We start from the raw sequence: 24263 nt of genomic DNA, 5'->3' as shown, positions 1-24263 counted from the left end.
TCAGACTCCCTTGATCACGTCTGCATTGACGACCGGCACGCCCAGGCCGGCGGCCAAATTCATCGCGGCTGTCAGGAGGTTGCCAACCGCGAGCGGGTACAGCAGGGACACGGTTTCGGCGCGGTCGCGTCGGGTGCTGGTCATCGTGAGCCGCGCACGCAAGGCGTCGACGCCACCGGCGTCGATCACGTCGGCGACCGGCTTATCGAGACGGCCGAACTTGAACTTCAGGTATTCGTCCAGGCGCGGTCCATCCAGCGGGGCCAGCTCGACCATTTCGCAGCGCTGCACAACTTCCCGAACATCCTGGTTACGCTCCGACAGCTTGACCTTCAGCTCGGGTTGACCGATCAGGATGATGGACATCAGTTTTTTAAAGCCCATCTCCAGCTCGAAGAACCGCTTCAGGTGCTTCAGCGTCGCGATCGGCAGCGCATGTGCCTCATCGATCACGAGGCAATGCTGGTAGCCCGCCGCGTGGCTTTCCTTCAGGGCCTTGTGCAGTTGGGCGAAGCGCGCTTCCGGGCTGCTCTTGACCTTCTCCAGCGGGGCCACGGCGGCCATGATCGCTTCAGCGATGTGCGTCGCCTTCAGCGTCTTGCCTTTCTGGTCGTTGTCCTCCATCGCCAGCACGTACGGCTTGATGACGATGATCGGCTGGTTCTCGCGCATCACGCGGTCTTCGAGGTCGCGCATCAGCGTTGTCTTGCCGCCGCCCGATTCCGCCACGACCGCGATCATCCCGCCATGCTTTGCGGTCTGGAACATCCCTTCGCGAACGTAGCGAATGTCGGGGCTAACGAACATATCCTCGTGCGACTGGATGTCATCGGCGAACGGGTCGCGGAACAGACCGAAGTGCTTACGGGTGGCTGGTGCGAGAACCTGTTTGCGCAGTAACATGGATTCCTCCTGGTTGAGATCGGTATTGCTGTTCGGCTGGGAGACCGGGTGGCCCGTCGTATCCGCCAAGACATCGGTCGGGCCACCCACCTTTTTCACTTCATCGAAAACACCTTCTCCGGCGTCCGACACCCCTTTGCTTTCCAGGTAGTCGAGAATTCGTTCCCGCAGGTCGAGGTCGTCGAGGCTGCGCGGCCATACGCCGTGATTCACGATCTGGGCGACCGCCGCTTGCGACAGATTCAGGTGCTCCGCAAGTTCGGCCTGCTTGATAGAGGCGCGTTGCAGAACGCTTTTCAGGACCAACATCATTGACCTCCTGCCGCTGCGCGAATGAGCTGCAGCGGTTGCTGTTGACCCGCACGCGGGCCGGTAAGCTCGGCAACGATCGTGTCGAGCTGCTCTTGCGGTACGCCGTCCGGATAGCGCTGTTGCAGCCAGCGGAATCGGTCGGCGCTCCAGTCGACGCCCGCGGCTTCGACAGCCGCCTTAATCTGCTTCGCGGCCTCGATCAGCGTGAGCGGCGCCAGTTCGACGCGCGGCGCAACGAGGTCGTGTTCGGTGCCACGGCGCGGCAGGTACGTCGGAAGATCGGCTTCGTCGAGGTGCTTGTAAGGGTCCAGGCGACCGCCGAACGGCAGCGTCTTGCCCTTACGGGCCGCTTCGGCCTCCGCAGGTGTTGCCGTACCGGTCACGAGCTGCTCGATCTCACGAAGCGCGTGCTGTGCCGGCGTATCGGCATGCCGCCGGTAGGTTTCGCCGATCACCGCAGCGCTTTCGGCGTAGCCGAATTCGGTACGCGTCACGACCGGGACAACGAAGAACGTCTCGTGCCCGTCTTCGCCTGTCAGGACTGCCTGCGCGGCATCGTCGCGCCACGGATTGCGCGTGATCATCAGCTTTTCGCCGACCATGACACCCGGCACCGACGACACGTCGTATTCCTCGCCACGGAACGACACGCGCAGCTTTGGCGTAACCTTGCGGCTTTCCGGTGCAGCAACCGCCAGCTCCCGGCAGACGTCGAGCGACGGGGCCTTGATCAGTTGCTGGGCGGTAATGCGCATCCACGCCTCGCTACGCGTGGCACCGTGACGGCTGTGCGTTTCCGTCGCGTTGAAGTGCATTCGCCAACGCTTCGCGAGCGCGTTCAGCTCGTCGAGGCTGTTGACCGGCTGAAACTTGAGACCCGGTTCGAATTTGCGCTCGATGATGTTCCGTGCGTTCTCGACCTGTCCCGTTGCACGGGCGTTGCCGACCTTGTGGACGATCAGCTCGATTCCTAACGAGCGACACAAGTTGCGGGTCATGGAGGCCGTGTTCGCCGAGCCCGCGTCGAGCATCAGAATGCGCGGGACACCGTGCAGCAGGTCGGCGCCGCCGCGTTCCTGCATGGCGTTAATGAGCGTCGAGCAGAGGTTTTCACCCGACTCCGCACCCATCACGTAATCGGTGTAGATCCAGTCGCTCGCGTGGTCGGAGATTTCGTAGCTCCATACGCGATCGGTAGCAATCCGGGCAAGGTTTTTCGGCTTGTTCTTGTAGAACTCGGCGTGATCCATCACGCGCAGTCCGTTCGAACGAGCGTCAGCAGACGGCTTGAGGTAGTACAGGACGCACAGGCTCGCGTCGATCTGCCATACGTGATTCGGGTGCAGGCTCGCCAGCTCGGTCACCGGGGCCGGCGCAAGCAACTGGTCAGGATGAACGCCATACATGCGCAGCGCGCGTTGAATCGCGCTATCGGACAGTGGTCGCAACTCTCCCGTCGACTCATCAAGGAATTCGGCGCGGATCATGCCGTTCGCACGCAACACCTGGACAGCGTCGCCGACCGAATACAAACGCTTGCCGTTCTTCCGGGTCGATTCGATGAGCGTCGCAGAAATGAGCATGGCTTCGTCATGGGTCAGCGAGCTTTGACCCGCGTCGCCGCGACGCTTGCGTTGCGTGGTCACAGTGGCTTCCTTCAGTTTGCGCATCAGGGTGGTGAAAGACAGGCCCAGCTCACGGCAGGCCGCGTTGTAGATCGCACCTTTCTTGCCGTGGCCGGCCGCGCGAGCTGCCTGGGCGACAGCCACAATGCGTTCGTTCAAGACGGCACTCATCGTCGCGAGCCCCCGAGTCAGTTAGCGGCGAGCGCGTTGTCGGCAGCCGCTGTCCCGGCTGCCGTATCACGCAACCATTGCGGGACGTCGTCACCGTCCGCAGCGGCCTTGACGCCGAACTCGCTTCGAAGCTGGTTGAGCGACAACTGGATTTGACCCAGGACGCCAGCCATGAAATCGTCGTGCGGCGCACCGTTCGTCTCGGCATGCTGCGCGAGGGTTTCGAACGCGGCCCGCAGATTGCCGCGAATGACCGACTCAGCTTCGAAGGCGATCGCGCTGGTTTCCTTGCGGATTTCCTCGCCTTCCTGGTCGGGCGTAACCCGTTTGACGCGTGTCTTCTTCGCGGCCAGCTCGTCGATCTTGGCGTTCTTGTCGGACAGCAGGCGAGCCTGTGCCGTGGCGTTTTCATGCGCTTCCCGAAGTGCGGCGCGCAGTTCGCGGCTGGTCATGCGATCGATGTGGTCGAGGTCCATCCCGGCGATCGTGCCGCCGTCCGCGAGTGCCGCCAGCTCTTCGTCATCCTCCGTCATCAGCTCGAACAGCTTCGTTTTTCCCAAAAGCGCCAGCGCTGGCGCTTTTGCGGACAGTACCGGGCCCATGTACTTCAACGAGGCCTGCATCATCCGTTGCGCGGTACGCTCAGGAAGGCCCAGGTGCTCGCGCACAATCGCCTCGAATTCACCGTGCGCCTCGTTCTCCTTCAGTACGATGAGGCGCTTCCCGGCCTCAAGCATGGCTTCGGCTGACTGCGCCATGTAGAAGCGAGCCTCATTCACGACACGATGGCGCTCATACGGCAAACCATCGCCGAACTGCTTCGAAATTTCACTGGAGCGTGCAGCAAGTGCGTTCGCTGCCTCGGTAAGCGCGGGGAGTACTTCCAGGGTGTCGTCAGCCGCGACGACGGTTGTTTCATGTTTGTTGCGGCCCATAGCCTTCTCCGGTTAGACGTACTTCTTCAAGCGGTTTTCGGTTTCTTCAATTCGAGCTCGGGCGTTGTCCAAGCTGCGCAGAATGCCGACGGCGTGCTGTGCCAGTTTCACGGACGGACGAATGCGACCCGTCTCGGGAATCCGCTCCGCGAACCCCATCGCCTCAAGCGTCGCCACATAGCGCGTGATGTTCGACGGCGAGAGGTTCGTCGCCTTTGCAACCTCGCCCGGCGTCAGACCGTGCGCGAAATGGCCGAGCAGGACGTTGAGGACTTCGAGCACTTTCTCGGCGGACTTTGTGGTCGCGTTCGCAGTCATTCGGGCGCTCCCAGGTCGAGTTCCGGTTGCACATGGCGCTCGACATTTCCGCGGTGCCATGCAAGCCCTTCCATTGCCTGCTGGATCGTCGCGATCGTCTCGTCGGCGTTGGCCGAGCCAGCATAGAAATCGAGCAATTGCCCGACAGCCGCGTTAAGCGTGCGCTGCAGGACCTGCATGTCTTCGGCCGAGGCATCGCGACCAGTCGGGATGTCGATGATCAGACGGCCAGCACTGGCCGCCACCCAGCGGGTGACGAAGTCTGAGCCGCAGGCTTCTTCGAACGGTCGGATCAGCGAGATCGGCATGCGGCCCGACTGGAACCACTTGTAGAGGGTCCAGTGATCGGCAAGCCCCATGTGTTCGGCGATCCGCTCGACACTGAGGTTGCGCCGTTCGCGTGCATGCTCTTTACAGAGTTCGAGTGCGTGTCGAAGGCTATGCGGCTGAATACGTTTCCAATTGCGACGGCTCATTGAGAGTCCCCATTCAGAACGGTTTCCGGCCGATTCCAAACAAATTCCCGTTTTGCGCCTATGCAACAACGTTGCGACTCGTAGAATGAAAAGCGGTTACTCTTACGGGGAAAATGTTCCATGACGGACTCGGATTTCAGTGAGTTGGCGGCACGAGTGGATGCTGTCGGGCAGACGATGCTTCGACTCATCGGCCACCTCGAAGAACAAGGCTGCGTCGACGGCGTACGCTTTTCGCAGGCACTGCGCCGTTTCGGCGCTGCCCGTCGCCAGTTGGCTGACCCGATACAGGTGCGCGGCGGCGAAGTGGTTCTGCAGATGGTGCAGATGCTGGACGAAGCGAGGTCTCGCCGATGACCGGGCTATTGACCGGGAAGCCGAAAGCGTCGCGCATAGTTCGCCTCAGGCGGCGATTTGCTTGATACCGGCCTTGACGGCAATGTCGTGCGCGCGCCCGAAATGAGCCTTGTCCACGCCGTTGAGGACGCGGTAAACCGCTTCCGGCGGAAAGCCGTTTTCTTGGGCCCATTGGCGGATGGTCTTGCCTTGGCTGCGGAGCCAAGCTTTGAATTTGGGTACGGTCACGGGTAGCCTCCGTGGTTGGGTTGTTGGAGACAGCGGCGAAGCAACTTTGCGGGTGAATTCGCTGCTGTTTGTGAGGGAAGTATCGTGGATATATTCCACGATGTCAAAGGAAATTGTGGAATTGATACACGTTCGCTTGAAGGAGGAACTCGAGCGTCTTGGGTTGAAGCCCGTTGCTGCCGCCAGACTCGCTGGGGAGCCGGACTCCCAGGGGCTTCGAGATGTCTTGGGTGGACGCAAGCGGCTGTCGGCCGACCTTCTTGCTGCTCTTGCTATTGCGGCTCGGGTCGACCCGTCTTACGTCCTAACTGGCAGTAGAAAGGAGCCGGCTCCAATGCCGTTGACTCCCGAGGAGCAACTGTTGTTGGCACGATTTCGCAGTAGCCCTCCGGGCTTACAAGACGAAGCCTTACGCGTTCTACTCGGGGCCGGGAATGACGCGTCGAAGAAGATCGAAGGATCGATGCAGGTGTTTCATAAAGCGCCAACTGGTGACATTGCCGGGCGTGATATCAAAAAGAAGAGGTAGGTCGTGGAAATGGACGGGGGCAAGCAAGAGTTCTTGGGACCAGTTGGCGACGTAGCTGGCCGTGATGTTGTCAACCACAACTACGGTCAAGGTCGGTTACTAACCAAGGTCGAACGTGCAGACCTGAACAAACTTGTCCGGCAGTTGGAAATCGAGTTTGGTACGCCAGGGTGGCAAACATGGAAGTTTCTTCACCGCACAATCGGTGTGGAAACCGTCGAGACAATGTGCTTGGTTCACCGCGACCCTGCAGAAACCATCTTGGGCTTACTTCTCGAACTTGCGAAGCTGCAACAGCCCAACCCGGGCCAAAAACCGCCAGCGACAACCTTGGCGGTGCAACTGAAAAGCAAAGAAGTAGAACTTGCTGAATTGGAGGCTCGCTTCCAAAAGCAAGGTGAAGCAATGCAGGCCCTCCGATCGGCGTTGGCAAGAGCAGAGAGAAAACCGGTCAAAATCTTCGAAGGAGCGTTTCGACCTACCGATTTCGAGGACGAGCTGAAGAAGCGACTTGAAACCAGTCAAGGGAGAAATCGCGAGCTCACCGCAGCCATCAACAACGCGAATCATCGACTCGTTGCAGGTCGAAGAAATTTGATTGTCCTTGCAGTAGCGCTGATGGTAGCCATGACGTGTGGTGCCGTTATATGGCGTAGCGCGAACAAGCTCGCAAAGACCGTTCAATTCTACGAATCCAAACAGTGCATGTACTCAGGCACTCCTTACGCTGTTGGTAGTGTGATCGATAACGCCGAAGCACCGGATATCGAGTGCGTTGCTGGTGTTGGCGATGGGCTTCCGTCGTGGAGGCAAATTAGGTCGTCGCAGAGACGTTAATGTCTCGATCTGGCGCGATCTCACGGCTCGACGTAAGCGATGGCGAACTGGCCGGCGAACAGGCCAACGCGAGTCTCAACGAGCATTAATTCCTTTTCGAAACTACGGGCAGCACAATGACCAATCCGAAGAACAATCCGAATTCCGACTCCAACAACAAGGGCGTACCGGTGTACGACAGCGTCGATCACGGCGAGCGCAGTGATTACGGCGACCTCAACAAGGGTTTCGAAGTGGTCAATACGCTGCCGCCGCCTCCGCCGCTGCCGACACGGGATAACAGCAATGGGAACGACCAGTCTTGAACTGCAGTGGCATAACCAGCTCTTCGACATTCGCCGGTCGATCCGCTACCACAACCGCCGCCGCGCGTTCTTCGATCGACTCGACCAGATGACCAACATGCTGTCGGTGATCTTCGGATCAACGGCGGTGTACGGCGTGCTCGAACAGCAATACAAGGTGGTCGCGCTCGTCGCGGCGGGGCTCGTAACGGTGCTCTCAGCGATCAACCTGGTTGTGGGCTCGTCGCAGCGCGCGCGATCGCATGCAGATTTCGCGCGCCAGTTCATCGGCCTGGAGAAGCGCATGGCGCTATCGGCGCCGGATGAAGACTTGCTGCTCGCAGTGCGCGGCGAGCGGCTGACAATCGAGGCCGAGGAGCCGCCTGTTCTGCACGTGCTCAACGTCATTTGTCACAACGAGCAAATGCGGGCGATGGGATATCCGGATGCCAATCTCGCGAAGGTCGGCTTTTGGCAGCGCGTGTTCTCTCAGCTCTTCGATTTTCAGGAGCACGCGCTGCGCGCGTCGAAGCCGTAGATTTCGCCTTGCTCCTGCGTGCGCCGATCACCTATGCTGGATGACTCCCCCGTCATGGAGTCGGCGCATGAACATTCATCCTGTCATTGCCACATTCGAACATCAGGCGAAGATCCTCGACGTGACTGGCGACACGGAAGACACGGACGATGCGATCGCATTGCTCGCCGGATGGATTGATCTCTCACTCGAACGCCTTACCGAGGCCGACGTCAGCACGCTCGTGCGCGTCGGCGGTCTGCTGTTTCGCGATGGCCTGAATCGCAGAAACGCGGCGCAAGCTGACCGCTAAAGCGGATTAAAAGACCTCCCCGTGCATGCCGTCCAAGATGACGGCATATCCACTACGGGAGGTCATATGCCCTTCATCAAGCGCTTCCCGCGGCTGACGAGCTGGATCGTCGCCGCGATCATCCTCGTTGCAGCCATCGCGCTTTTCTCGCCGCAGCAACTGCCCGTCGCCCTCTACAAACTGAGCCTCGTGAGCCTCGCGGCCGTCGTTGCGTACTGGCTCGACCGCGGGCTTTTTCCGTATGCTCGGCCGGACAGCTATCTCGAACACGACTGGCGCGTCGGCTCGCTCCAACCACCGCTCGACGCGGACTATCGCGTCGTCTCCGGCTACGAACTGGTGTTCGCCGCGGCCATGCTGCGACGGGCTGTGATCGTTCTCGGCGTCGTGGTCGGCGTCGCGCTGGGCCTTTGACCATGCGCGTGCTGATCGCCTTTGTCGTCGCGCTGCTCGGCGCAATCGCGCCGGCAGCCGCGCAAGTGCCTTCCGAGGCCCTGGCGTACCGCGCCGAGCTGACGCGCAACGCGCGCGCCGTCTGGGGCATCAATGCGCCTGTTTCGTCGTTCGCGGCGCAAATCCACCAGGAAAGCCGCTGGCGAGCGGACGCCGTTAGCATCGTCGGCGCCCGTGGCATGTCGCAGTTCATGCCGTCAACGGTCGACTGGATCGCAGGTACCTATCCGGCCGAGCTGGGCGAAGCGCAGCCGTTCAACCCGTCCTGGTCGATTCGTGCGCTCGTGCGGTACGACCGGCACCTCTGGGAGCGCATCACGGCGGCCGGCGCGTGCGACCGCATGGCGATGACGCTGTCGGCCTATAACGGCGGCCTGGGCTGGGTCTATCGCGATCAGCGCGTGACGGCCGCCGGCGGCGCCGATCGGCAGCGCTGGTTCGGTCATGTCGAGCGGTTCAACGCCGGCCGACACGCGGCCGCATTCCGCGAGAACCGCGGCTACCCGCGTGTGATCCTGCGCACGTTCGAGCCGCGCTACATCAAGGCCGGGTTCGGGCCGGGAGCGTGCTCATGAACTTTCCTGTCCTGCTTTCACGTGGCCAGTGCGTGGCGGTTGCTGTCGGTGCCGCGGCTGTCGGCGCGATTGCCGCTGGCGCGAGCGCGTACATCGGCGGGTACCACGCCGGTGCGCTTGCCGGCGACGCGAAGGTCGCGAAGCTCGAACGCCAATACGCGGACGGCGCACGCGACGCCGTCGACCAGGCGCGGATCAAAGAGCGTGCCGAGACGCAGCGCGCGGCGGCGCTCGCCAGCGACCTGTTCGCCGAGAAAGCCCGGCACGCGCTCGACGTCGACGAACTGAAACGGAGAATTCCCAGTGTCACGAGCCAATACCGCCCGGCGCCGGATGCGCCTCTTCAGGATTTGCCTCGCTGCGTTTTCACTATCGGCTTTGTCGGCGTGTGGAACGCCGCCGCCGGTGCCGATGGCATGCCCGCGACCGGTGTTGCCGCCGGAACTGCTGCACCGGCCGGCACCGATGACGCCCTTGACTCCGGGGTACGCCAGGACGACGTCCTCGCCCACCACGTCGATGCCAGCCGCCGCAGCCGCGACATCGAATCGCAACTGAACAAGCTGATCGACTACATCGAGGGAGAAACGCAGTGACGTTACAGGTGGAATTCTGGCAACTGGTGTCGATGCTCGCGACGTTCATCGGCTTGCTGATCGCGGCCGGCAAGGTGTTGCTCGTGCAAATCGAGCGTCAGCAGGCCGCTCGCGACAAGCGGCAAGAGGACCAGCTCGAAACACTGGGAAAGCAGCTCACGCGGCAAGCCGATTACACGGCGCGCCTGGAGCGCGATTTCCTGCGCTTCCAGGCGGAGCTACCGCTGCAGTATGTGCGACGCGAGGACTACGTCCGCAACCAGACCGTCATCGAAGCGAAGCTCGATGCGATCGCGCTCAGATTCGAAAACGTACAACTCCGGGGAAATCAATGACGACCACCAATCCGCTGGGAATCGACCACGCCAAGGTTCGCCGTGAATCGCTGCGCTGGTATCTGATTCTGGCCCTGTACAACGCACGGCCCGAAGAGGTCGTCGAAGAAGTGATCCAGATGACAATGCGCTCGATCTTCGCCGACATTACGGCGCTCGAAGTGCGCAAGGAGCTGGACTACCTCGCCGATCGCGTGCTGGTGAAGCTGCGCAAGGAACCTTCCGGCCGCTGGTGGGGCGACCTCACGCGCTACGGCGTCGACATCGCCGAGTACACGATCGATTGCGAGCCGGGCATCGCGCGGCCGGCCAAGTACTGGAGCCAGTGACATGGGGCGCAGCAGCGGCGTGCAACGCCTGCCGAAAGCCGTACGCGACTGGCTCGACAGCGCGCTCGTCGATGGCAATTTCACCGGCTACCAGGAGCTGGAGCAGATGCTCCGCGACAAGGGCTACCAGATCAGCAAGTCGGCGATCCACCGGTACGGCCAGCGTATCGAGCGCCGCTTCGCCGCCATCAAGGCAAGCACGGAAGCCGCACGCATCCTGACCGAAGGCGCCGCCGACGACCAGGACGCACGCTCCGAAGCCGTCATCGCGCTCGTGCAAACCGAGATGTTCGAATCGATCGTCAACCTGCAGGAAGCGACCGACGAAGACGCCGATCCGGGCGAGCGCATTACGCTGCTGTCGAAGGCCGCCAAGAACATCGCGACGCTGGCCCGCGCGAGCGTGAACCAGAAGAAGTTCCGCCTGGAGGTCCAGGCGCGTGCGGAAGCGGCGGCCGCGGCCGTCGACAAGGTCGTCAAGAGTGGCGGCCTGTCCGATGACGCTGCCGACGTGATTCGCCGGCAAATTCTCGGGATTGCAGGATGACGAACGCCGATAGTCGAGTCGACCGTGCGCCGGCCGTCCTGCTGCCGTATCAGCAGAAATGGTGCGCCGACACGTCGCCCGTCAAGGTGTGCGAGAAGTCGCGCCGCGTCGGCCTGTCCTGGGGTGAAGCGGCCGATTCCGCATTGCTGGCGGCCAGCCAGCGCGGCATGGACGTTTGGTACGTCGGTTACAACAAGGACATGGCGCAGGAGTTCATTCGCGACTGCGCCGACTGGGCCAAGTTCTACAGCCTCGCGGCCGACGAGATCGAAGAGACCGAAGAAGTCTTTCAGGACAAGGACGGCGACAAGTCGATCCTCGCGTTCGTGATCCGCTTCGCGTCGGGCTTTCGCGTGACGGCGCTGTCGTCGCGCCCGTCGAACCTGCGCGGCAAGCAAGGCCGCGTGATCATCGACGAAGCCGCGTTCCACGAGCAGCTCGGCGAGCTGCTGAAGGCGGCGATGGCCCTGCTGATGTGGGGCGGGCAGGTCCACATCATTTCGACGCACGATGGCGTCGACAACGCGTTCAACGAGCTGGTCACTGACGTCCGCACCGGCAAGAAGCCGTACAGCCTGCATCGCATCACTTTCGAGGATGCGGTTCGCGACGGGCTTTACCAACGCATCTGTTTGCGCAAGGGCGAAACCTGGACGGCCGAGGGCGAAGCCAAGTGGGTCAAGGACATTCGTGCGTCGTACGGCGCGGATGCCGAGGAAGAACTTGACTGCGTGCCGAAGAACAGCGGCGGCGCATGGCTGTCGCGCGCGCTGATCGAGTCGCGCATGTCGGCTGATACGCCGGTGCTGCGCTGGGCCTGCAAACAAGGTTTCGAGGTGCTTCCCGATCACATCCGCGCAGCCGAATGCCGAGATTGGCTCGAAGCGACGCTCGGTCCGCTGCTCACGGCGCTGCCGGCCGACGCCCGCTCGTACAACGGCGAGGACTTCGGCCGGACTGGCGACCTGACGGTCCACGTGCCGCTGATCGAGCAACATAACCTGATCCGCCGCGTGCCGTTCATCGTCGAGCTGCGCAACGTACCGTTCCGGCAGCAGGAGCAGATTGCCTTCTACCTGCTCGATCGTTTGCCGCGCTTCACGGGCGGCGCCTTCGATGCGCGAGGCAACGGCCAGTACCTCGCCGAGGTCGCAATGCAGCGCTACGGCGCGTCGCGCATCCAGCAAGTGATGTTGTCGGAGTCGTGGTATCGCGAGCACATGCCGCCCGTGAAGGCCGCATTCGAGGACGGCACGCTCGACGGCCTTCCGAAGGATGCCGACGTGCTCGCGGACCTGCGCGCCGTCCAGGTCATCAAGGGCGTGCCGCGCATCCCGGACGTACGCACGACCGGCCAGGACGACGGCAAGCGTCACGGCGACGCCGCCGTCGCGGTCGCGCTGGCGTATTACGCGAGCCGAGAACTGAACAAGGGGCCGGTGACCGCCAAATCGCGGCGGCGCCGTTCCAGCGTCCGAATGACAGAGGGTTACGCATGAGCAAGGGTTTGTGGGTCAGCCCCACCGAGTTTGTAACGTTCGGCGAGCCGGACACGTCGCTGTCGTCGCAAATCGCGACGCGGGCGCGCAGCATCGATTTCTTCGCGCTCGGCATGTACCTGCCGAATCCCGACCCGGTGCTCAAGGCGCTCGGCAAGGACATCCGCGTCTACCGCGAGCTGCGCGCGGACGCGCACGTCGGCGGTTGCGTGCGCCGCCGCAAGGCAGCTGTGAAGGCGCTCGAATGGGGCCTCGACCGGGGCCAGGCCAAGAGTCGCGTCGCGAAGTCGATCGCCGACGTCTTCGCGGACCTCGACCTGTCCCGGATCGTGACCGAAATGCTGGACGCCGTGCTGTACGGCTATCAGCCGATGGAGATCACTTGGGGCAAAGTCGGCAACTACATTGTGCCGATCGACGTCGTCGGCAAGCCGGCCGACTGGTTCGTCTACGACCCGGAGAACCAGCTCCGCTTTCGAAGCAAAGAACATTGGGTTCAGGGCGAGGAACTGCCGGCACGCAAGTTCCTGGTCCCCCGCCAGGAGGCCACGTATCTGAACCCCTACGGCTTTCCGGACCTGTCGATGTGCTTCTGGCCGACGACGTTCAAGAAAGGCGGCCTCAAATTCTGGGTGCAGTTCACCGAGAAATACGGTTCGCCGATGCTGGTCGGCAAGCACCCGCGCAGCGCATCCGATGGCGAAAAGAACCTGCTGCTCGATTGCCTGGAAGACATGGTGCAGGATGCTGTCGCCGTCGTCCCAGACGATTCCAGCATCGAGATCAAGGAAGCCGCCGGCAAGAGCGGCAGCGCCGACGTCTACGAGCGCCTGCTGCACTTCTGCCGCGGCGAGGTGTCGATTGCCTTGCTGGGCCAGAACCAGACCACCGAGGCGACGTCGACGCGCGCGTCCGCGCAGGCCGGGCTTGAGGTAACGGACGACATTCGCGACGGCGACAAGGCGATCGTCGCCGAAGCGATGAACATGCTGATCCGTTGGATTTGTGACCTGAACTTCGACGGCGCCGCCCGGCCTGTCTTCGATATGTGGGAACAGGAACAGGTCGACGAGATTCAGGCCGGCCGCGACCAGAAGCTGACGCAAGCTGGCGCGCGCTTCACGCCGGCGTATTTCAAGCGTGCGTACAACCTGCAGGATGGCGACCTGGACGAACGGCCGCTGCCGGTGTCTGCCGTCGCCACCGTCGGCGCCGCGTCCTTCGCCGAATTCGAGGCGCCCGACCAGGACGCGCTCGACGCTGCGCTGAACACGCTGTCCGCGCGTGACCTGAATGCCGACGCGCAGGCGCTGGTCGCGCCGCTTTTAAAGCGGATTGCGAATGGCGCGAGCGCCGACGAGCTGCTCGGCATGCTCGCCGAGCTGTATCCGAACCTCGACACCGACGCGCTGCAGGAACGCCTTGCCCGTGCGATCTTCGTCGCGAACCTCTGGGGGCGTCTCCATGCCTGAAGCGGTCGATCTCGGCTACTGCATGAAGCTGCCGCCGAAGAAGGCGATCGAGTACTTGCGCAGCAAGGGCTATGAGATCACGTGGGACTGGGAGGAGCTTTGGCAGGACGCCCAGGCGAAGGCATTCACGGTCGCCAAGGTCACGCGCCTGGACATCCTGCAGGACATTCGCAACGCCGTCGAAACCGCGATCAGCGAAGGCAAGACGCTGCGATGGTTCGCGAAAGAGCTGACGCCTGTCCTGCAATCCAAGGGCTGGTGGGGAAAGCAGGAACACGTCGACCAGGACACCGGCGAAGTCAGCCAGGTTCAGCTCGGCAGCCCGTGGCGCCTGCAGACGATTTACCGGACGAACCTGCAGACCGCCTACATGGCGGGCCGCTACGCCGAGCAGATCGCGAACGTCGAGGATCGCCCGTACTGGATGTACGTCGCGATCCTCGACAGCCGGACGCGCCCGAGCCATCGCGCCATGAACGGCAAAGTGTTCCGGTACGACGATCCGTTCTGGCAGTCGTTTTATCCGCCGAATGGCTGGGGCTGCCGGTGCCGCACGGTGGCGCTATCGCACGACGAGATCATCGTGCGAGGTATCAAGGTCGAGTCGGCCGGCGAGCGCCTCGGCAAGACACTCAAGCTGGTCAACGAGAAAACCGGTGAGATGCGCGAGGTCGCGACGTTCCGCACCGTCGACCCGGTCACACGTCGCGAAATCGTCGTGTCGCCGGACGTCGGCTGGAGCTACAACCCAGGTGCGGCCGCGTGGCAGCCCGATCTATCGCGCTACACGGGCGATCTCGGCACGATCGCCAGGAGGGAATTGCAGTGAGCGATTTTGTGAAGTTCCAGATCGACGACTCGGCGCTGCGCACGCGCCTGTTTCAGCTCGAACAGGCAGGACATCAGAAGGCCGGCGCGATGCGCAAGATCGCGCAAGCCCTGGTGTTGGTCACCGAAGACAATTTCGCCGCGCAGGGGCGGCCGCGCTGGCAGGCGCTGTCGGAAGCGACGGTTCATATGCGCGTCGGCGGCAACAAGGCATACAAGAAAAACGGCGAGCTGACCGCGGCCGCGTCGCGTCGCAAGGCCGGGCTGATGATCCTTCAGGACAGCGGGCAAATGGCCGCGAGCGTCTCGACCGATCACGATGACGACTCGGCCGTCATTGGCAGCAACAAGGAGTACGCCGCAATCCAACAGTTCGGCGGGCAAGCCGGTCGCGGATTGAAGGTCACTGTTCCCGCCCGGCCGTGGCTGCCGGTCACGGCCGACGGCGAGCTGCAACCTGAAGCCGTCGAGCCGGTGCTCAATACCATCCTGCGTCACTTGATGGACGCAGCGAATCGCCGCTAACCTGTCGACGAGCCGATCGCGCTCTGCGCGCCTCCGGACCACCCGACGCGCGCAACGATAGCCGTCGCCCCCTGACGCTGCCTCGTAAAGTTTTATAAAGGCTTTATGGGTTTGGTCAGAACCTGCCGCGCTCCCCTCATCGCGCGTATCGCTCCGGTTCAATCGTAAAGCCGATTAAAAGACCCGTTCCGTTCGCCGCCCGATGATGGGCAGCATGAACGCGAAACCACTCCACATTTTCCGGGCAGGCACGCAGACCGACATGAGCGGTCGCGTGCTTGAGTTCGCCGAAACGGATCTCGCCGCGACGGCTGCCGCATACGACCCGAAGGTCCACGAAGCGCCGATCGTCATCGGCCATCCGCGCGACAACGCCCCTGCGTGGGGCTGGGTCGCGTCGCTCTCTGCGTCGGCCGGCAATCTGCAGGCCGCACCCACCCAGGTCGATCCGGCATTCGCCGAACTCGTTGATGCCGGGCGCTACAAGAAGATCAGCGCCAGCTTCTACCACCCCGATTCGCCGCACAACCCGGTGCCCGGCATCTACTACCTGCGCCACGTCGGCTTTCTCGGCGCGCAGCCGCCGGCCCTCAAGGGCCTGCGCGACGTCAATTTCAGCGACGGCAACGAAGGCGTCGTCGAATTCAGCGACTGGGGTCAAGAGCTGAACGCAGGCCTCTGGCGCCGCATGCGCGAATGGCTGCTCACACAGTTCGGCCAGGACACGGCCGACACGGTCGTTCCCGACTGGCAAATCGAGTCGATCCGCGAAGTCGCGCGGCAAGACGATGCGCCGACCAGCGCGTTCGCCGAGCGCGACGCGGCAACCAAACCCACCACTCAGCAGGAGAAACCCGCAGTGACCCGCGAAGAAAAGGACGCGCTGGAGGCCGAAAACTCCCAGCTCAAGCAACAGCTCGCTGACTCGCAGGCGCGTGAGCGCAAGGCGGCGGACGATCGCCGCCACGGCGAACACGTGTCGTATGCCGAGCAGCTCGTCACCGGCGGCACGCTCGCGCCGAAGCACAAGGACGCAGTCGTCGCGGTGCTCGATTTCGCCGCGCGTGAGCCGTTCGAGTTCGGCGAAGGCGATGCCAAGCAACCGCTGGCGACAGCGTTTCGTTCGTTCCTCGGCGAGCTGCCGAAGGTCGTCGACTTCGGCGAGCACGCAACGCGTGAACGCGCTGGGGTGACGACGACTGGCGTCGACACCGTCGAGTACGGCGAGAACGTCGACCCGAAGCGCGTCGAGTTGGACGGCCGCATTCGCGCGTACATGCGCGAGCACAACGTCGACTACGCGGCAGCCGCAAACGCGGTGATCCGCTAACCACCGGCGAAAGCCACTGCAAAGGCCATTGAGCCAGGAGAAATGATGGGACGTCTCTCGAAACTGCGAATCGTCGACCCCGTGCTGACGAATCTCGCGATCGGCTACACGAACGCCGAATTCATCGGCCAGACCCTGATGCCGATCGTCGAAGTGGAAAAGGAAGGCGGCAAGATTCCGAAGTTCGGCAAGGAATCGTTCCGCCTCTACCAGACGGAGCGTGCGCTGCGCGCGAAGTCGAACCGCATGAATCCGGAAGACATCGGTAGCGTCGACGTAAACCTCGACGAGCACGATCTCGAGTATCCGATCGACTACCGGGAAGACCAGGAATCGGCGTTTCCGCTGGAGCAAGCCGCTGTCCAGACTGCGACCGACGCGATCCAGTTGCGCCGCGAGAAGATGGTCGCGGACCTTGCCCAGAACGCGAGCAGCTACGCCTCGGGCAACAAGAAGCAACTCAGCGCGACCGAGAAGTTCACCGCCGCCAACAGCGATCCCGTCGGCGTTGTCGAGGACGGCAAGGAAGCGATCCGGACGAAAATCGGCCGCCGGCCGAACACGATGGTGATCGGCGCATCGGCCTACAAGACGCTGAAAGCGCACCCGCAGCTCATCGAGAAGATCAAGTACTCGATGAAGGGCATCGTGACCGTCGACCTGCTGAAGGAAATCTTCGAGGTCGAGAACATCGCGGTCGGCGAAGCCATCTACGCCGACGACAAAGACCGCTTCACGGACATCTGGGGCGCCAACATCGTGCTCGCCTACGTTCCGCTGCAGCGCGGCGGTCAACAGCGCACGCCGTATGAACCGTCCTACGGCTACACGCTGCGCAAGAAAGGCAATCCGGTCGTCGACACGCGCATCGAAGACGGCAAGCTCGAACTGGTGCGGGCCACGGACATTTTCCGGCCGTACCTGCTCGGCTCGGACGCCGGCTACCTGATCTCGGGCATCAACGGCTGATCGCCTGCCGCACGGAATCCCGTACTGACCACGTCTCGCCTTCGGGCGAGACCCACCCGAACGGAACATGACTCATGAAAACGCATCATCCGATCCTCACCACTTCCATTACCGCGACGGCCGGCCTGAATCGCTTCCAGTTCGTCGGATTCGATGGTGGCGTGTGCGCAGCCGGCGAGAAGGCGCTCGGCGTTGCAGAAACGAGCGCCGATGTCGGCGAGCAAGCATCTGTCAACCTGCTCGGCACGATCCTCGTGATGGCGGGAGCGCCGATCGACCTGAAGGCTGAAGTCGAAGTGGACGCGGCGGGCCAGGCGATCCCGAAGGCAACCGGCAAATCGAACGGCTTCGCGCTCGATGCTGCGACGGCCGCGGGTGACGTTATCCGCATCCTGCGGGGCATTTGACGTGCGTTACTGCACGCTGTCCGACCTGAAGGTGGCCGTGCCGGAACGGACGCTCATTGAGCTGACGAACGACACGACCACCGACTACGGCGCGCCGGCGCCGACGGCGATCAATTCCGACATCGTCGAAAGCGCCGTGCGCCAGGCAGAGGAAATCGTCGACGCGCACTTGCGCGGCCGCTACAACCTGCCGCTGTCGCCGGTGCCGACGGTCATCAAGGATGTCACCGTCAATCTGGCACGGCACTGGCTGTATGCCCGCCGACCGGAAGGCGCAGCGCTGCCGGACACCGTGTCGCAGACCTTCAAAGCGTCCATGCACATGCTCGAAAAAATCCGCGACAACAAGCTGACGATCGGCGACCCGAGCGGCCCGGCGACGCCTGAGCCGGGCGAAATGAAGGTTCGCGCGCGCCGTCGCCAGTTCGACGCGGACCTGCTGGAGCGCTTCTGATGGCGACGACCCTTGAAATGGTCGACTCCGTTGTCGCACGGCTTCGCTTCAAGCTGCCGGCGCTGGTGACCGAGTATTTCCCGGAGCGCCCGGACGAATACCGCCTCAACCATGCGATCGGCGCGTTGCTGGTCAGCTATCCGGGCAGCCAGTACGACACGACCGTCGACACGAACTTGGTGGTGCAACCGCGGCGCGTGAAGTTCGCCGTCGCGATTGTGCTGCGCCAGCTCAACGGCCGCGGCGGCGCAATCGATGTGCTCGATCACGTTCGCACGGCCCTGGTGGGTTTCCGCCCGCCGGACTGCAAAAAGCTCGCGGCGGTCAGCGACAAGTTTCTCGGGGAGTCGGCCGGCTTGTGGCAGTACGTGATCGAGTTTTCGGCGGGCGCCGTGATTGTCGAAGACGCGGAGCCGAACGACGGACCGCTGTTGACGCAAGTTACCTACGAGGAGGAATCGTGAAATACCAGTACAGCGGACCGACCAGCGGCGTCACGCTGCAGGACGGCGAAAACGTCCAGGAAGTGATGCTTCATACGGGCGCCGAAGTCGAGCTGCCCGAGGAGCACGAGTACACGGCGACACTGTTGGCGATGGGCTATCTGGCACCCGCGTCGACGAAGCCGGGCAAGCCCGCGCGCACCGGCGCGACGGATGATCAACCGAAGGCCGCGGACAACGCGGTCGTCGCGAAGGGAGTGTGAGCGATGGCGGCAAACTATTTGCATGGCGTCGAGACCATCGAAAAGGAAACCGGCTCGCGGCCCGTCAAGGTCGTGAAGTCGGCTGTCATTGGTCTGATTGGCACGGCGCCGATCGGGCCAGTCAATACGCCGGTTCAGTCCCTTTCCGACGTCGACGCGGCGCAGTTCGGGCCGCAGCTCGCCGGCTTTACGATCCCGCAAGCGCTCGACGCGGTCTATGACTACGGCAGCGGCACGGTGATCGTGATCAACGTGCTCGATCCCAACGTCCACAAGAGCAATGCTGCGAGCGAGCCGATCACGTTTGACGCTGCGACCGGTCGCGCCAAACTCGCGCACCCGGCCGCAGCGAATCTCGTGCTGAAGAGCGACTCGGGCAGCTCGACGTACGCCGTAGGCACCGATTACGCCGTCGACCTCATCAGCGGCGTTATCACGCGGATCAAGACCGGCACGATTCCGGCCGGTGCGACGGCGGCCAAGGCGACCTACGACTACGCGGACCCGACGAAGGTCACGGCCGCGGACATCATCGGCGCGGTGAACGCGGCCGGCATGCGTACGGGGATGAAGGCACTGAAGGATACGTACAACCTGTACGGCTACTTCTCGAAGATCCTGATCGCGCCGGCGTACTGCACGCAAAACTCGGTTTCGGTCGAGCTGGAGGCAATGGCCGTCCAGCTCGGGGCAATCGCATACATCGATGCGCCGATCGGCACGACGCTCGCGCAGGCGCTGGCCGGCCGCGGACCGGCAGGCACGATCAACTTCAACACGTCCAGCGACCGCGTACGCCTCTGCTATCCGCACGTGAAGGTCTATGACGCCGCGACCAACGCCGAACGCCTGGAGCCGCTCTCGTCACGCGCTGCGGGCCTTCGTGCGCGCGTCGACCTGGACAAGGGTTACTGGTGGTCCAGCTCGAATCAGCAGCTCGTCGGCGTAACCGGCGTCGAGCGGCCGCTGTCGGCGATGATCGACGATCCACAATCGGACGTGAACATGCTCAACGAACAGGGCATCACGACCGTATTCAGCTCGTACGGCACGGGCCTGCGTCTCTGGGGCAACCGGTCTGCCGCATGGCCGACCGTGACGCACATGCGCAACTTCGAGAACGTGCGCCGTACGGGCGACGTGATCAACGAATCGCTGCGCTACTTCAGCCTGCAGTTCACCGACGCGCCGATCGACCAGGGGCTGATCGATTCGCTCGTCGAGTCGGTGAACGGCTTCGGCCGGAAGCTGATCGGCGACGGCGCGCTGCTCGGCTTCAAGGGGTGGTTCGACCCGGCTCGCAACCCGAAGGAGGAGCTGGCGGCCGGCCACCTGCTCATCAACTACAAGTACACGGTGCCGCCGCCGCTCGAACGCCTCACGTACGAGACCGAGATCACCTCGGAGTACTTGCTCACCCTGAAGGGAGGTAACTGATCATGGCGGGTGGCGTCCAAATCAACCGGATCACGAACGCCAACGTGTATCTGCTCAACAATTCGATGCTCGGCAAGGCAGAGGAAATCAAGCTGCCAGACGTCCAGGCGATCATGGCCGAGCACAAGGCGCTCGGCATGATCGGCAAGGTGGAACTGCCCGGCGGCCTGGACAAGCTCGAAGGCGAGATCAAGTGGAACTCGCTCTATGCCGACGTGGCAAAGGTCATGGCGAATCCGTTCAAGGCCGTCGCGCTGCAATGCCGTTCGAGCATCGAGGCGTACGGCGCGCAAGGCCGTGTGCGGGAAGTCAGCCTCGTGACGTACCTGACCGTGATGTTCAAGAAGAATCCGCTCGGCACGTACAAGCAACACGAGAACGCTGATTTCAGCTCGGGGTTCGGCGCGACCTACATCAAGCAGGTCATCGACGGCGAGGAAGTGCTGGAGCTAGACTACCTGGCGAACATCTTCCGTGTCGGTGGCGAAGACATGCTGGCCGACTTCCGCGCCAACATCGGCGGCTAACCTAACACCTCCGCAGTCGTTGTCGTCTTGGCCCGCTTCGGCGGGCCTTTTTTAATTCTCTCCTCGATACCGCTCGCGCGCGCGAATCGACAATGTGTGCTCTACCACCACGGAGCACGTCGTGAAAATCCCCCTCAAATTCCCCGTCAAACTCGCTACCGGCCAGGTGCTCACGGAGCTGAACCTGCGTCGCGGCAAGCGTAAGGAAATGGCCCTCGCTGCCAAATACAGCGAAGACGCGGGCGAACAGGAAGACTTCCTGCTCGGCATGCTCACGGGCCTCACTGCCGAAGATATCGGCGAACTCGACCTTGCCGACTCGAAGCGGCTCATGGATGCCTTTCGCCGCATGGTTGAGGGACGGGATACCGCCGAAGATGCGGGCGCCCAGCGATCAGCCGCCGAGCAAGGAAACGCAGACGCTGGACTCGGCGCTGCGACCGCTGGATGAAGTGTTGCTACTGGTGCTGAAGATTCAGCCGTCCGAAATCGCTGAACTGGACATGGACGACTACTGGCACTGGATCGACGCTGCGGAGCGGGAAATCAAGCGGCGCGTCGACGCGACAAAGCAATCCTGAGATCAGGCGGCCCGGCGCCCGAGCCGGCCGCACAGCCACGCGATGGCCTTGATCACTGCCGCGATGAGGTACGAGCCGGCCACGATGGCCGGCCCGAGGAAGGCGAAGCCTAGAAACGCCACGATGCCGAACACGATCGGCACCGACCACCAGGGCAGTTCGATGAACAGCCAGACGGCGAGCACGACGCCGGCGATTGCGATCACGGTGTACGTAATGCCTTCTGCGATGGACTGGATGTTCATGGGCGGCCTCGTCACTTTCCGGTAAAGGTATGGCAAGCGAATTCTATATTGGCGTAAAGATCGGCGCGACGCTACTCGGTAGTTTCGGCGCCGCGCTATCTGGCACGCGTACGACGCTCAACGGTCTCGGGCGGGTCGCCGACGAGCTGCGCGCGAAGCATACCCGCCTCGGCGACACGATGGCGCGGGCGGTCGCCCATCCGATGCGCAATATCGCCGAGCTGCGCGGCCAGTACGACCGCCTGGGCAGGACCATCGATCAGGTCCAGGTGAAACAAGCTGCCCTTGCGACCCGGCTGGCACGTGGCGCCGCGCTGCGCGAGCAACGCCAGGGACTCGGTGCCGACATGCTCGGCACATATGCGACCGCCGTTGCGACGGCCGCGCCTGTCATCGGGGCAGTGAAACAGGCGGCCAACTTCGAAGCCGGCCTGCGCGACATCGCGATCACCGGCAACCTGACGCGCGACGAAGAGTTCCGGATCGGCGAAACGATGCGCCGCGCGGCCCTTGCGACAAGCCAGGGCCACAACTCCATCCTGGAAGGCGTCGGCACGCTGGTTGCGGCCGGCATGGACGCGAAGGAAGCCGGCCAGAAATCCAACCTGCTCGGGCGCGTTGCGACGGCAACAAACGCCGACATGAAAGACCTCGCCGGCATGGTCTATTCGTTCTCGGAGACGCTCGGAATCAAGGGTGATGCGGCCCTGAAGGAAGCCTTCAACCGCGCCGCGTATGGCGGCAAGCTCGGCCGATTCGAGTTGAAGGATATGGCGAAGGCCCTGCCCGAAATGACCGCGGCCTTTGCGGCCAAGGGCATCAAGGGCCAAGACGCGTTGACGCAGATCATCGCCAGCCTCGAAGTCGGCCGCGAAGGCGCCGGCAGCGGCGATGAGGCCGTGACGAACCTGCGCAACTGGCTGTCGCACATGAACGCGAAAGCGACCATCGACGCCTACAAGAAAGCCGGTGTTGACTACCAGAAGTCGATGTCCAACCTGGTCGCCGGCGGTTACTCCAGCTACGAGGGCTCGCTGCAGATTGCACAGAAGTTCATCGCGTCGCGCGGCGACGCCTTCATGAAGCAATGGAAGGCCGCCGGCGCCAAGGGCGACGAAGAAGCCCAGCGCAAGCTGATGGAGAGCTTCGGCCTAAACGAGGTGTTCCAGGACATCCAGACCATCAACCACCTGCTCGCAATGCGCCAGGGCTGGGACAAATACCAGCAGAACAAGAAAGACATGGGTAGCGCGCAAGCGCTGAACACGATCGACCAGGACTACGCGCGTCGCGCGGAGCTGGCGACCGTCGCATGGGGCCGCTTTCAGACCCAGATTGCGGATCTCGGGATCACGGTCGGCCGTGCGCTGCTGCCGTCGCTCACGGACTTGATGAACACGGTCACGCCGCTGATCCAGCGCACTGCGCAGTTCGCGGCCGCTCATCCGGGCCTGATCCGCGGCCTGGTCGGCTTCGCAACGGCGGTGATCGGCATGAAGGTAGCGACACTCGCGGCCGGCTGGGGCCTGAATTTCTTCGTCAAATCGCCGCTGAACATGTTCAGCACGGCATTGACGACGGTCGGGGCGAAGTGGACGCTGTTTCGCGCGCTCTGGGCCGGCGGCGGCTCCCGTCTGTCCACCGTGTTTCAGATTTTCGGCGCGAGCGCGTCGACCGCGGGCAAATTAGCGTCCGCGCTTGGACGCGCCGGGAGTCTGTTTATGGGATTCGGGCGCGGTGCGCTGGCGGTCGGCCGCGCGCTGCTTCCGTTCGGTCAAGGCATGTTGATGACGATCGTCGGCCCGCTGCGCCTGCTCGCCCAGGGCGGGATGTGGCTCGGTCGCGTCCTGGGTGGCCAGCTCGTCAACGGCCTGATGATGGCCGGCCGTGCAGTGCTCTGGCTCGGTCGAGCGATGATGCTCAACCCGATCGGCATCGCCATCACCGCGATCGCTGTCGGCGCGTATCTCATCTATCGCTACTGGACGCCGATCAAGCAATTCTTCGGCGGTATCTGGAACTCGATTCGGACCGCGTTCGCGGGCGGGATCGGTAGCGTGATGCGGCTGATCATCAACTGGTCGCCGCTCGGCCTGTTCTATCGCGCGTTCGCAGGCGTGCTCGGGTGGTTCGGCGTTGGGCTCCCGAAAACCTTCACCGAATTCGGATCGCACCTGATCGACGGCCTGGTAGGCGGCATCCGGAGCCGCTTCACGGCTGCGAAAAGCACGCTGGTGGAATTCGGCAGCAACGTGAAGGCATGGTTCGCGAACACGCTGGGGATCAAGTCGCCGTCCCGCGTATTCATGGGCTTCGGCGACAACATCGCCCAGGGCGCCGCGATCGGCATCGGCCGCTCGTCGGCGGTCGCCGCGCGCGCGGCCGCGGGCATGGCGACGCAGGCGGCGGCCGCCGCGTCCCTGCAACGCATCAACGCAGCTCGCGGCGGCTCACCACTCGGCGCATCGGTAGCCGGCTCTGGGATGACGGTCAATTACTCGCCGACGATTACGGTCCAGGGCGGCTCGCCGGACGGCGTCAAGGATCAGGTCAAGCAAGGGCTCAACCTGTCGTTGCGCGACCTGGAGCGCATGCTCGACGACCTGCTCGCGAAACGCGAGCGACGCGCATACAGGAGCTGAC

At 63.1% G+C, this 24263-nt stretch carries 34 protein-coding genes; 27 read left to right on the top strand and 7 right to left on the bottom strand.

The window, feature by feature from the left end:
- The 5 genes from OHZ10_RS28280 to OHZ10_RS28260 are packed head-to-tail and all read right to left on the bottom strand — an operon-like array spanning window position 1 to window position 4740.
- A complete protein-coding gene (locus OHZ10_RS28280) occupies window positions 1-1215 on the bottom strand; it encodes an AAA family ATPase (RefSeq protein ID WP_342705065.1) in 1215 nt (404 codons plus the stop codon).
- Window positions 1212-3011, bottom strand: a complete 1800-nt coding sequence (locus OHZ10_RS28275) for an integrase (protein ID WP_342705064.1) — start codon at window positions 3009-3011, stop codon at window positions 1212-1214. The genes OHZ10_RS28280 and OHZ10_RS28275 overlap by 4 nt, the downstream gene beginning before the upstream one ends.
- A gap of 17 nt (window positions 3012-3028) precedes the next feature.
- Window positions 3029-3946, bottom strand: coding sequence for a DUF3102 domain-containing protein (locus OHZ10_RS28270; protein WP_342705063.1), 918 nt, complete (start codon window positions 3944-3946; stop codon window positions 3029-3031).
- A 12-nt stretch (window positions 3947-3958) separates the two neighbouring features.
- Window positions 3959-4264: a helix-turn-helix domain-containing protein gene (locus OHZ10_RS28265; RefSeq protein WP_342705062.1), complete on the bottom strand. Its 306-nt coding sequence runs from the start codon at window positions 4262-4264 to the stop codon at window positions 3959-3961.
- Complete coding sequence (locus OHZ10_RS28260) at window positions 4261-4740, bottom strand: hypothetical protein (protein ID WP_342705061.1); 480 nt, start codon at window positions 4738-4740, stop codon at window positions 4261-4263. The genes OHZ10_RS28265 and OHZ10_RS28260 overlap by 4 nt, the downstream gene beginning before the upstream one ends.
- Before the next feature lie 120 nt (window positions 4741-4860).
- On the opposite strand from OHZ10_RS28260, the gene OHZ10_RS28255 reads away from it, so the two are divergent.
- A complete protein-coding gene (locus OHZ10_RS28255) occupies window positions 4861-5097 on the top strand; it encodes a hypothetical protein (RefSeq protein ID WP_342705060.1) in 237 nt (78 codons plus the stop codon).
- A gap of 45 nt (window positions 5098-5142) precedes the next feature.
- Here OHZ10_RS28255 and OHZ10_RS28250 read toward each other — a convergent pair whose 3' ends face one another.
- Window positions 5143-5325, bottom strand: coding sequence for a DNA-binding protein (locus OHZ10_RS28250; RefSeq protein ID WP_342705059.1), 183 nt, complete (start codon window positions 5323-5325; stop codon window positions 5143-5145).
- A gap of 100 nt (window positions 5326-5425) precedes the next feature.
- Here OHZ10_RS28250 and OHZ10_RS28245 point away from each other — a divergent pair, with 100 nt between their 5' ends.
- The 25 genes from OHZ10_RS28245 (at window position 5426) to OHZ10_RS28125 (ending at window position 21375) form a co-directional block, all read left to right on the top strand.
- Window positions 5426-5854: a hypothetical protein gene (locus tag OHZ10_RS28245; protein ID WP_342705058.1), complete on the top strand. Its 429-nt coding sequence runs from the start codon at window positions 5426-5428 to the stop codon at window positions 5852-5854.
- Between the two features lie 3 nt (window positions 5855-5857).
- The gene (locus OHZ10_RS28240) at window positions 5858-6691 is read left to right on the top strand and encodes a hypothetical protein (RefSeq protein WP_342705057.1); all 834 of its coding nucleotides are present in this window, start codon (window positions 5858-5860) and stop codon (window positions 6689-6691) included.
- Between the two features lie 116 nt (window positions 6692-6807).
- On the top strand, window positions 6808-6996 hold the full coding sequence (locus OHZ10_RS28235; protein ID WP_342705056.1) for a hypothetical protein: 189 nt from the start codon (window positions 6808-6810) through the stop codon (window positions 6994-6996).
- Window positions 6977-7513 carry a hypothetical protein gene (locus tag OHZ10_RS28230; protein ID WP_342705055.1) on the top strand — a complete coding sequence of 179 codons (537 nt, stop codon included), beginning with the start codon at window positions 6977-6979 and terminating at the stop codon, window positions 7511-7513. Before OHZ10_RS28235 ends, OHZ10_RS28230 begins: the two co-directional genes overlap by 20 nt.
- 67 nt (window positions 7514-7580) lie before the next feature.
- On the top strand, window positions 7581-7805 hold the full coding sequence (locus OHZ10_RS28225) for a hypothetical protein (RefSeq protein WP_122950028.1): 225 nt from the start codon (window positions 7581-7583) through the stop codon (window positions 7803-7805).
- Window positions 7806-7871: 66 nt separating this feature from the next.
- Window positions 7872-8219: a putative holin gene (locus tag OHZ10_RS28220; RefSeq protein WP_342705054.1), complete on the top strand. Its 348-nt coding sequence runs from the start codon at window positions 7872-7874 to the stop codon at window positions 8217-8219.
- A 2-nt stretch (window positions 8220-8221) separates the two neighbouring features.
- Complete coding sequence (locus OHZ10_RS28215; RefSeq protein ID WP_342705053.1) at window positions 8222-8833, top strand: transglycosylase SLT domain-containing protein; 612 nt, start codon at window positions 8222-8224, stop codon at window positions 8831-8833.
- A complete protein-coding gene (locus tag OHZ10_RS28210) occupies window positions 8830-9429 on the top strand; it encodes a hypothetical protein (protein ID WP_342705052.1) in 600 nt (199 codons plus the stop codon). The genes OHZ10_RS28215 and OHZ10_RS28210 overlap by 4 nt, the downstream gene beginning before the upstream one ends.
- On the top strand, window positions 9426-9764 hold the full coding sequence (locus OHZ10_RS28205) for a hypothetical protein (RefSeq protein WP_342705051.1): 339 nt from the start codon (window positions 9426-9428) through the stop codon (window positions 9762-9764). Before OHZ10_RS28210 ends, OHZ10_RS28205 begins: the two co-directional genes overlap by 4 nt.
- Window positions 9761-10093: a hypothetical protein gene (locus OHZ10_RS28200; RefSeq protein ID WP_342705050.1), complete on the top strand. Its 333-nt coding sequence runs from the start codon at window positions 9761-9763 to the stop codon at window positions 10091-10093. Before OHZ10_RS28205 ends, OHZ10_RS28200 begins: the two co-directional genes overlap by 4 nt.
- Before the next feature lies 1 nt (window position 10094).
- A complete protein-coding gene (locus tag OHZ10_RS28195; protein ID WP_342705049.1) occupies window positions 10095-10640 on the top strand; it encodes a DUF3486 family protein in 546 nt (181 codons plus the stop codon).
- Window positions 10637-12139, top strand: coding sequence for a terminase large subunit domain-containing protein (locus tag OHZ10_RS28190; protein ID WP_342705048.1), 1503 nt, complete (start codon window positions 10637-10639; stop codon window positions 12137-12139). The genes OHZ10_RS28195 and OHZ10_RS28190 overlap by 4 nt, the downstream gene beginning before the upstream one ends.
- Window positions 12136-13611, top strand: a complete 1476-nt coding sequence (locus OHZ10_RS28185) for a DUF935 domain-containing protein (RefSeq protein WP_425394786.1) — start codon at window positions 12136-12138, stop codon at window positions 13609-13611. The genes OHZ10_RS28190 and OHZ10_RS28185 overlap by 4 nt, the downstream gene beginning before the upstream one ends.
- On the top strand, window positions 13604-14440 hold the full coding sequence (locus tag OHZ10_RS28180) for a phage minor head protein (protein ID WP_342705046.1): 837 nt from the start codon (window positions 13604-13606) through the stop codon (window positions 14438-14440). The genes OHZ10_RS28185 and OHZ10_RS28180 overlap by 8 nt, the downstream gene beginning before the upstream one ends.
- Window positions 14437-14964: a phage virion morphogenesis protein gene (locus tag OHZ10_RS28175; RefSeq protein ID WP_342705045.1), complete on the top strand. Its 528-nt coding sequence runs from the start codon at window positions 14437-14439 to the stop codon at window positions 14962-14964. Before OHZ10_RS28180 ends, OHZ10_RS28175 begins: the two co-directional genes overlap by 4 nt.
- A 214-nt stretch (window positions 14965-15178) precedes the next feature.
- On the top strand, window positions 15179-16294 hold the full coding sequence (locus OHZ10_RS28170; RefSeq protein WP_342705044.1) for a peptidase: 1116 nt from the start codon (window positions 15179-15181) through the stop codon (window positions 16292-16294).
- A 45-nt stretch (window positions 16295-16339) separates the two neighbouring features.
- On the top strand, window positions 16340-17263 hold the full coding sequence (locus OHZ10_RS28165; protein ID WP_342705043.1) for a hypothetical protein: 924 nt from the start codon (window positions 16340-16342) through the stop codon (window positions 17261-17263).
- Window positions 17264-17337: 74 nt separating this feature from the next.
- Window positions 17338-17670 carry a capsid cement protein gene (locus tag OHZ10_RS28160; protein ID WP_342705042.1) on the top strand — a complete coding sequence of 111 codons (333 nt, stop codon included), beginning with the start codon at window positions 17338-17340 and terminating at the stop codon, window positions 17668-17670.
- Complete coding sequence (locus OHZ10_RS28155; RefSeq protein WP_342705041.1) at window positions 17621-18124, top strand: DUF1320 domain-containing protein; 504 nt, start codon at window positions 17621-17623, stop codon at window positions 18122-18124. The genes OHZ10_RS28160 and OHZ10_RS28155 overlap by 50 nt, the downstream gene beginning before the upstream one ends.
- On the top strand, window positions 18124-18588 hold the full coding sequence (locus OHZ10_RS28150) for a Gp37 family protein (RefSeq protein ID WP_342705040.1): 465 nt from the start codon (window positions 18124-18126) through the stop codon (window positions 18586-18588). Before OHZ10_RS28155 ends, OHZ10_RS28150 begins: the two co-directional genes overlap by 1 nt.
- Window positions 18585-18830 carry a hypothetical protein gene (locus tag OHZ10_RS28145; protein WP_342705039.1) on the top strand — a complete coding sequence of 82 codons (246 nt, stop codon included), beginning with the start codon at window positions 18585-18587 and terminating at the stop codon, window positions 18828-18830. Before OHZ10_RS28150 ends, OHZ10_RS28145 begins: the two co-directional genes overlap by 4 nt.
- Before the next feature lie 3 nt (window positions 18831-18833).
- Complete coding sequence (locus OHZ10_RS28140) at window positions 18834-20267, top strand: phage tail sheath subtilisin-like domain-containing protein (protein ID WP_342705038.1); 1434 nt, start codon at window positions 18834-18836, stop codon at window positions 20265-20267.
- Between the two features lie 2 nt (window positions 20268-20269).
- Complete coding sequence (locus tag OHZ10_RS28135) at window positions 20270-20794, top strand: phage major tail tube protein (RefSeq protein WP_342705037.1); 525 nt, start codon at window positions 20270-20272, stop codon at window positions 20792-20794.
- Between the two features lie 121 nt (window positions 20795-20915).
- Window positions 20916-21245 carry a phage tail assembly protein gene (locus OHZ10_RS28130; protein WP_342705036.1) on the top strand — a complete coding sequence of 110 codons (330 nt, stop codon included), beginning with the start codon at window positions 20916-20918 and terminating at the stop codon, window positions 21243-21245.
- Between the two features lie 4 nt (window positions 21246-21249).
- Entirely contained in the window at window positions 21250-21375 is a 126-nt protein-coding gene (locus OHZ10_RS28125; protein ID WP_256870229.1) for a hypothetical protein, read from the top strand.
- 2 nt (window positions 21376-21377) lie between these two features.
- Here OHZ10_RS28125 and OHZ10_RS28120 read toward each other — a convergent pair whose 3' ends face one another.
- Window positions 21378-21620, bottom strand: a complete 243-nt coding sequence (locus OHZ10_RS28120; RefSeq protein WP_342705035.1) for a hypothetical protein — start codon at window positions 21618-21620, stop codon at window positions 21378-21380.
- A 29-nt stretch (window positions 21621-21649) separates the two neighbouring features.
- Between OHZ10_RS28120 and OHZ10_RS28115 the strand changes: the two genes are divergently transcribed.
- On the top strand, window positions 21650-24262 hold the full coding sequence (locus OHZ10_RS28115; protein WP_342705034.1) for a phage tail tape measure protein: 2613 nt from the start codon (window positions 21650-21652) through the stop codon (window positions 24260-24262).
- Window position 24263: the final 1 nt, after the last annotated feature.

Origin of the sequence: Burkholderia arboris (assembly GCF_038723655.1) — a bacterium.
GTDB classification, from domain to species: Bacteria; Pseudomonadota; Gammaproteobacteria; order Burkholderiales; family Burkholderiaceae; genus Burkholderia; species Burkholderia arboris.
Note: the sequence above shows the minus strand (reverse complement) of the source record. Positions and strands in the feature narration are given on the sequence as shown.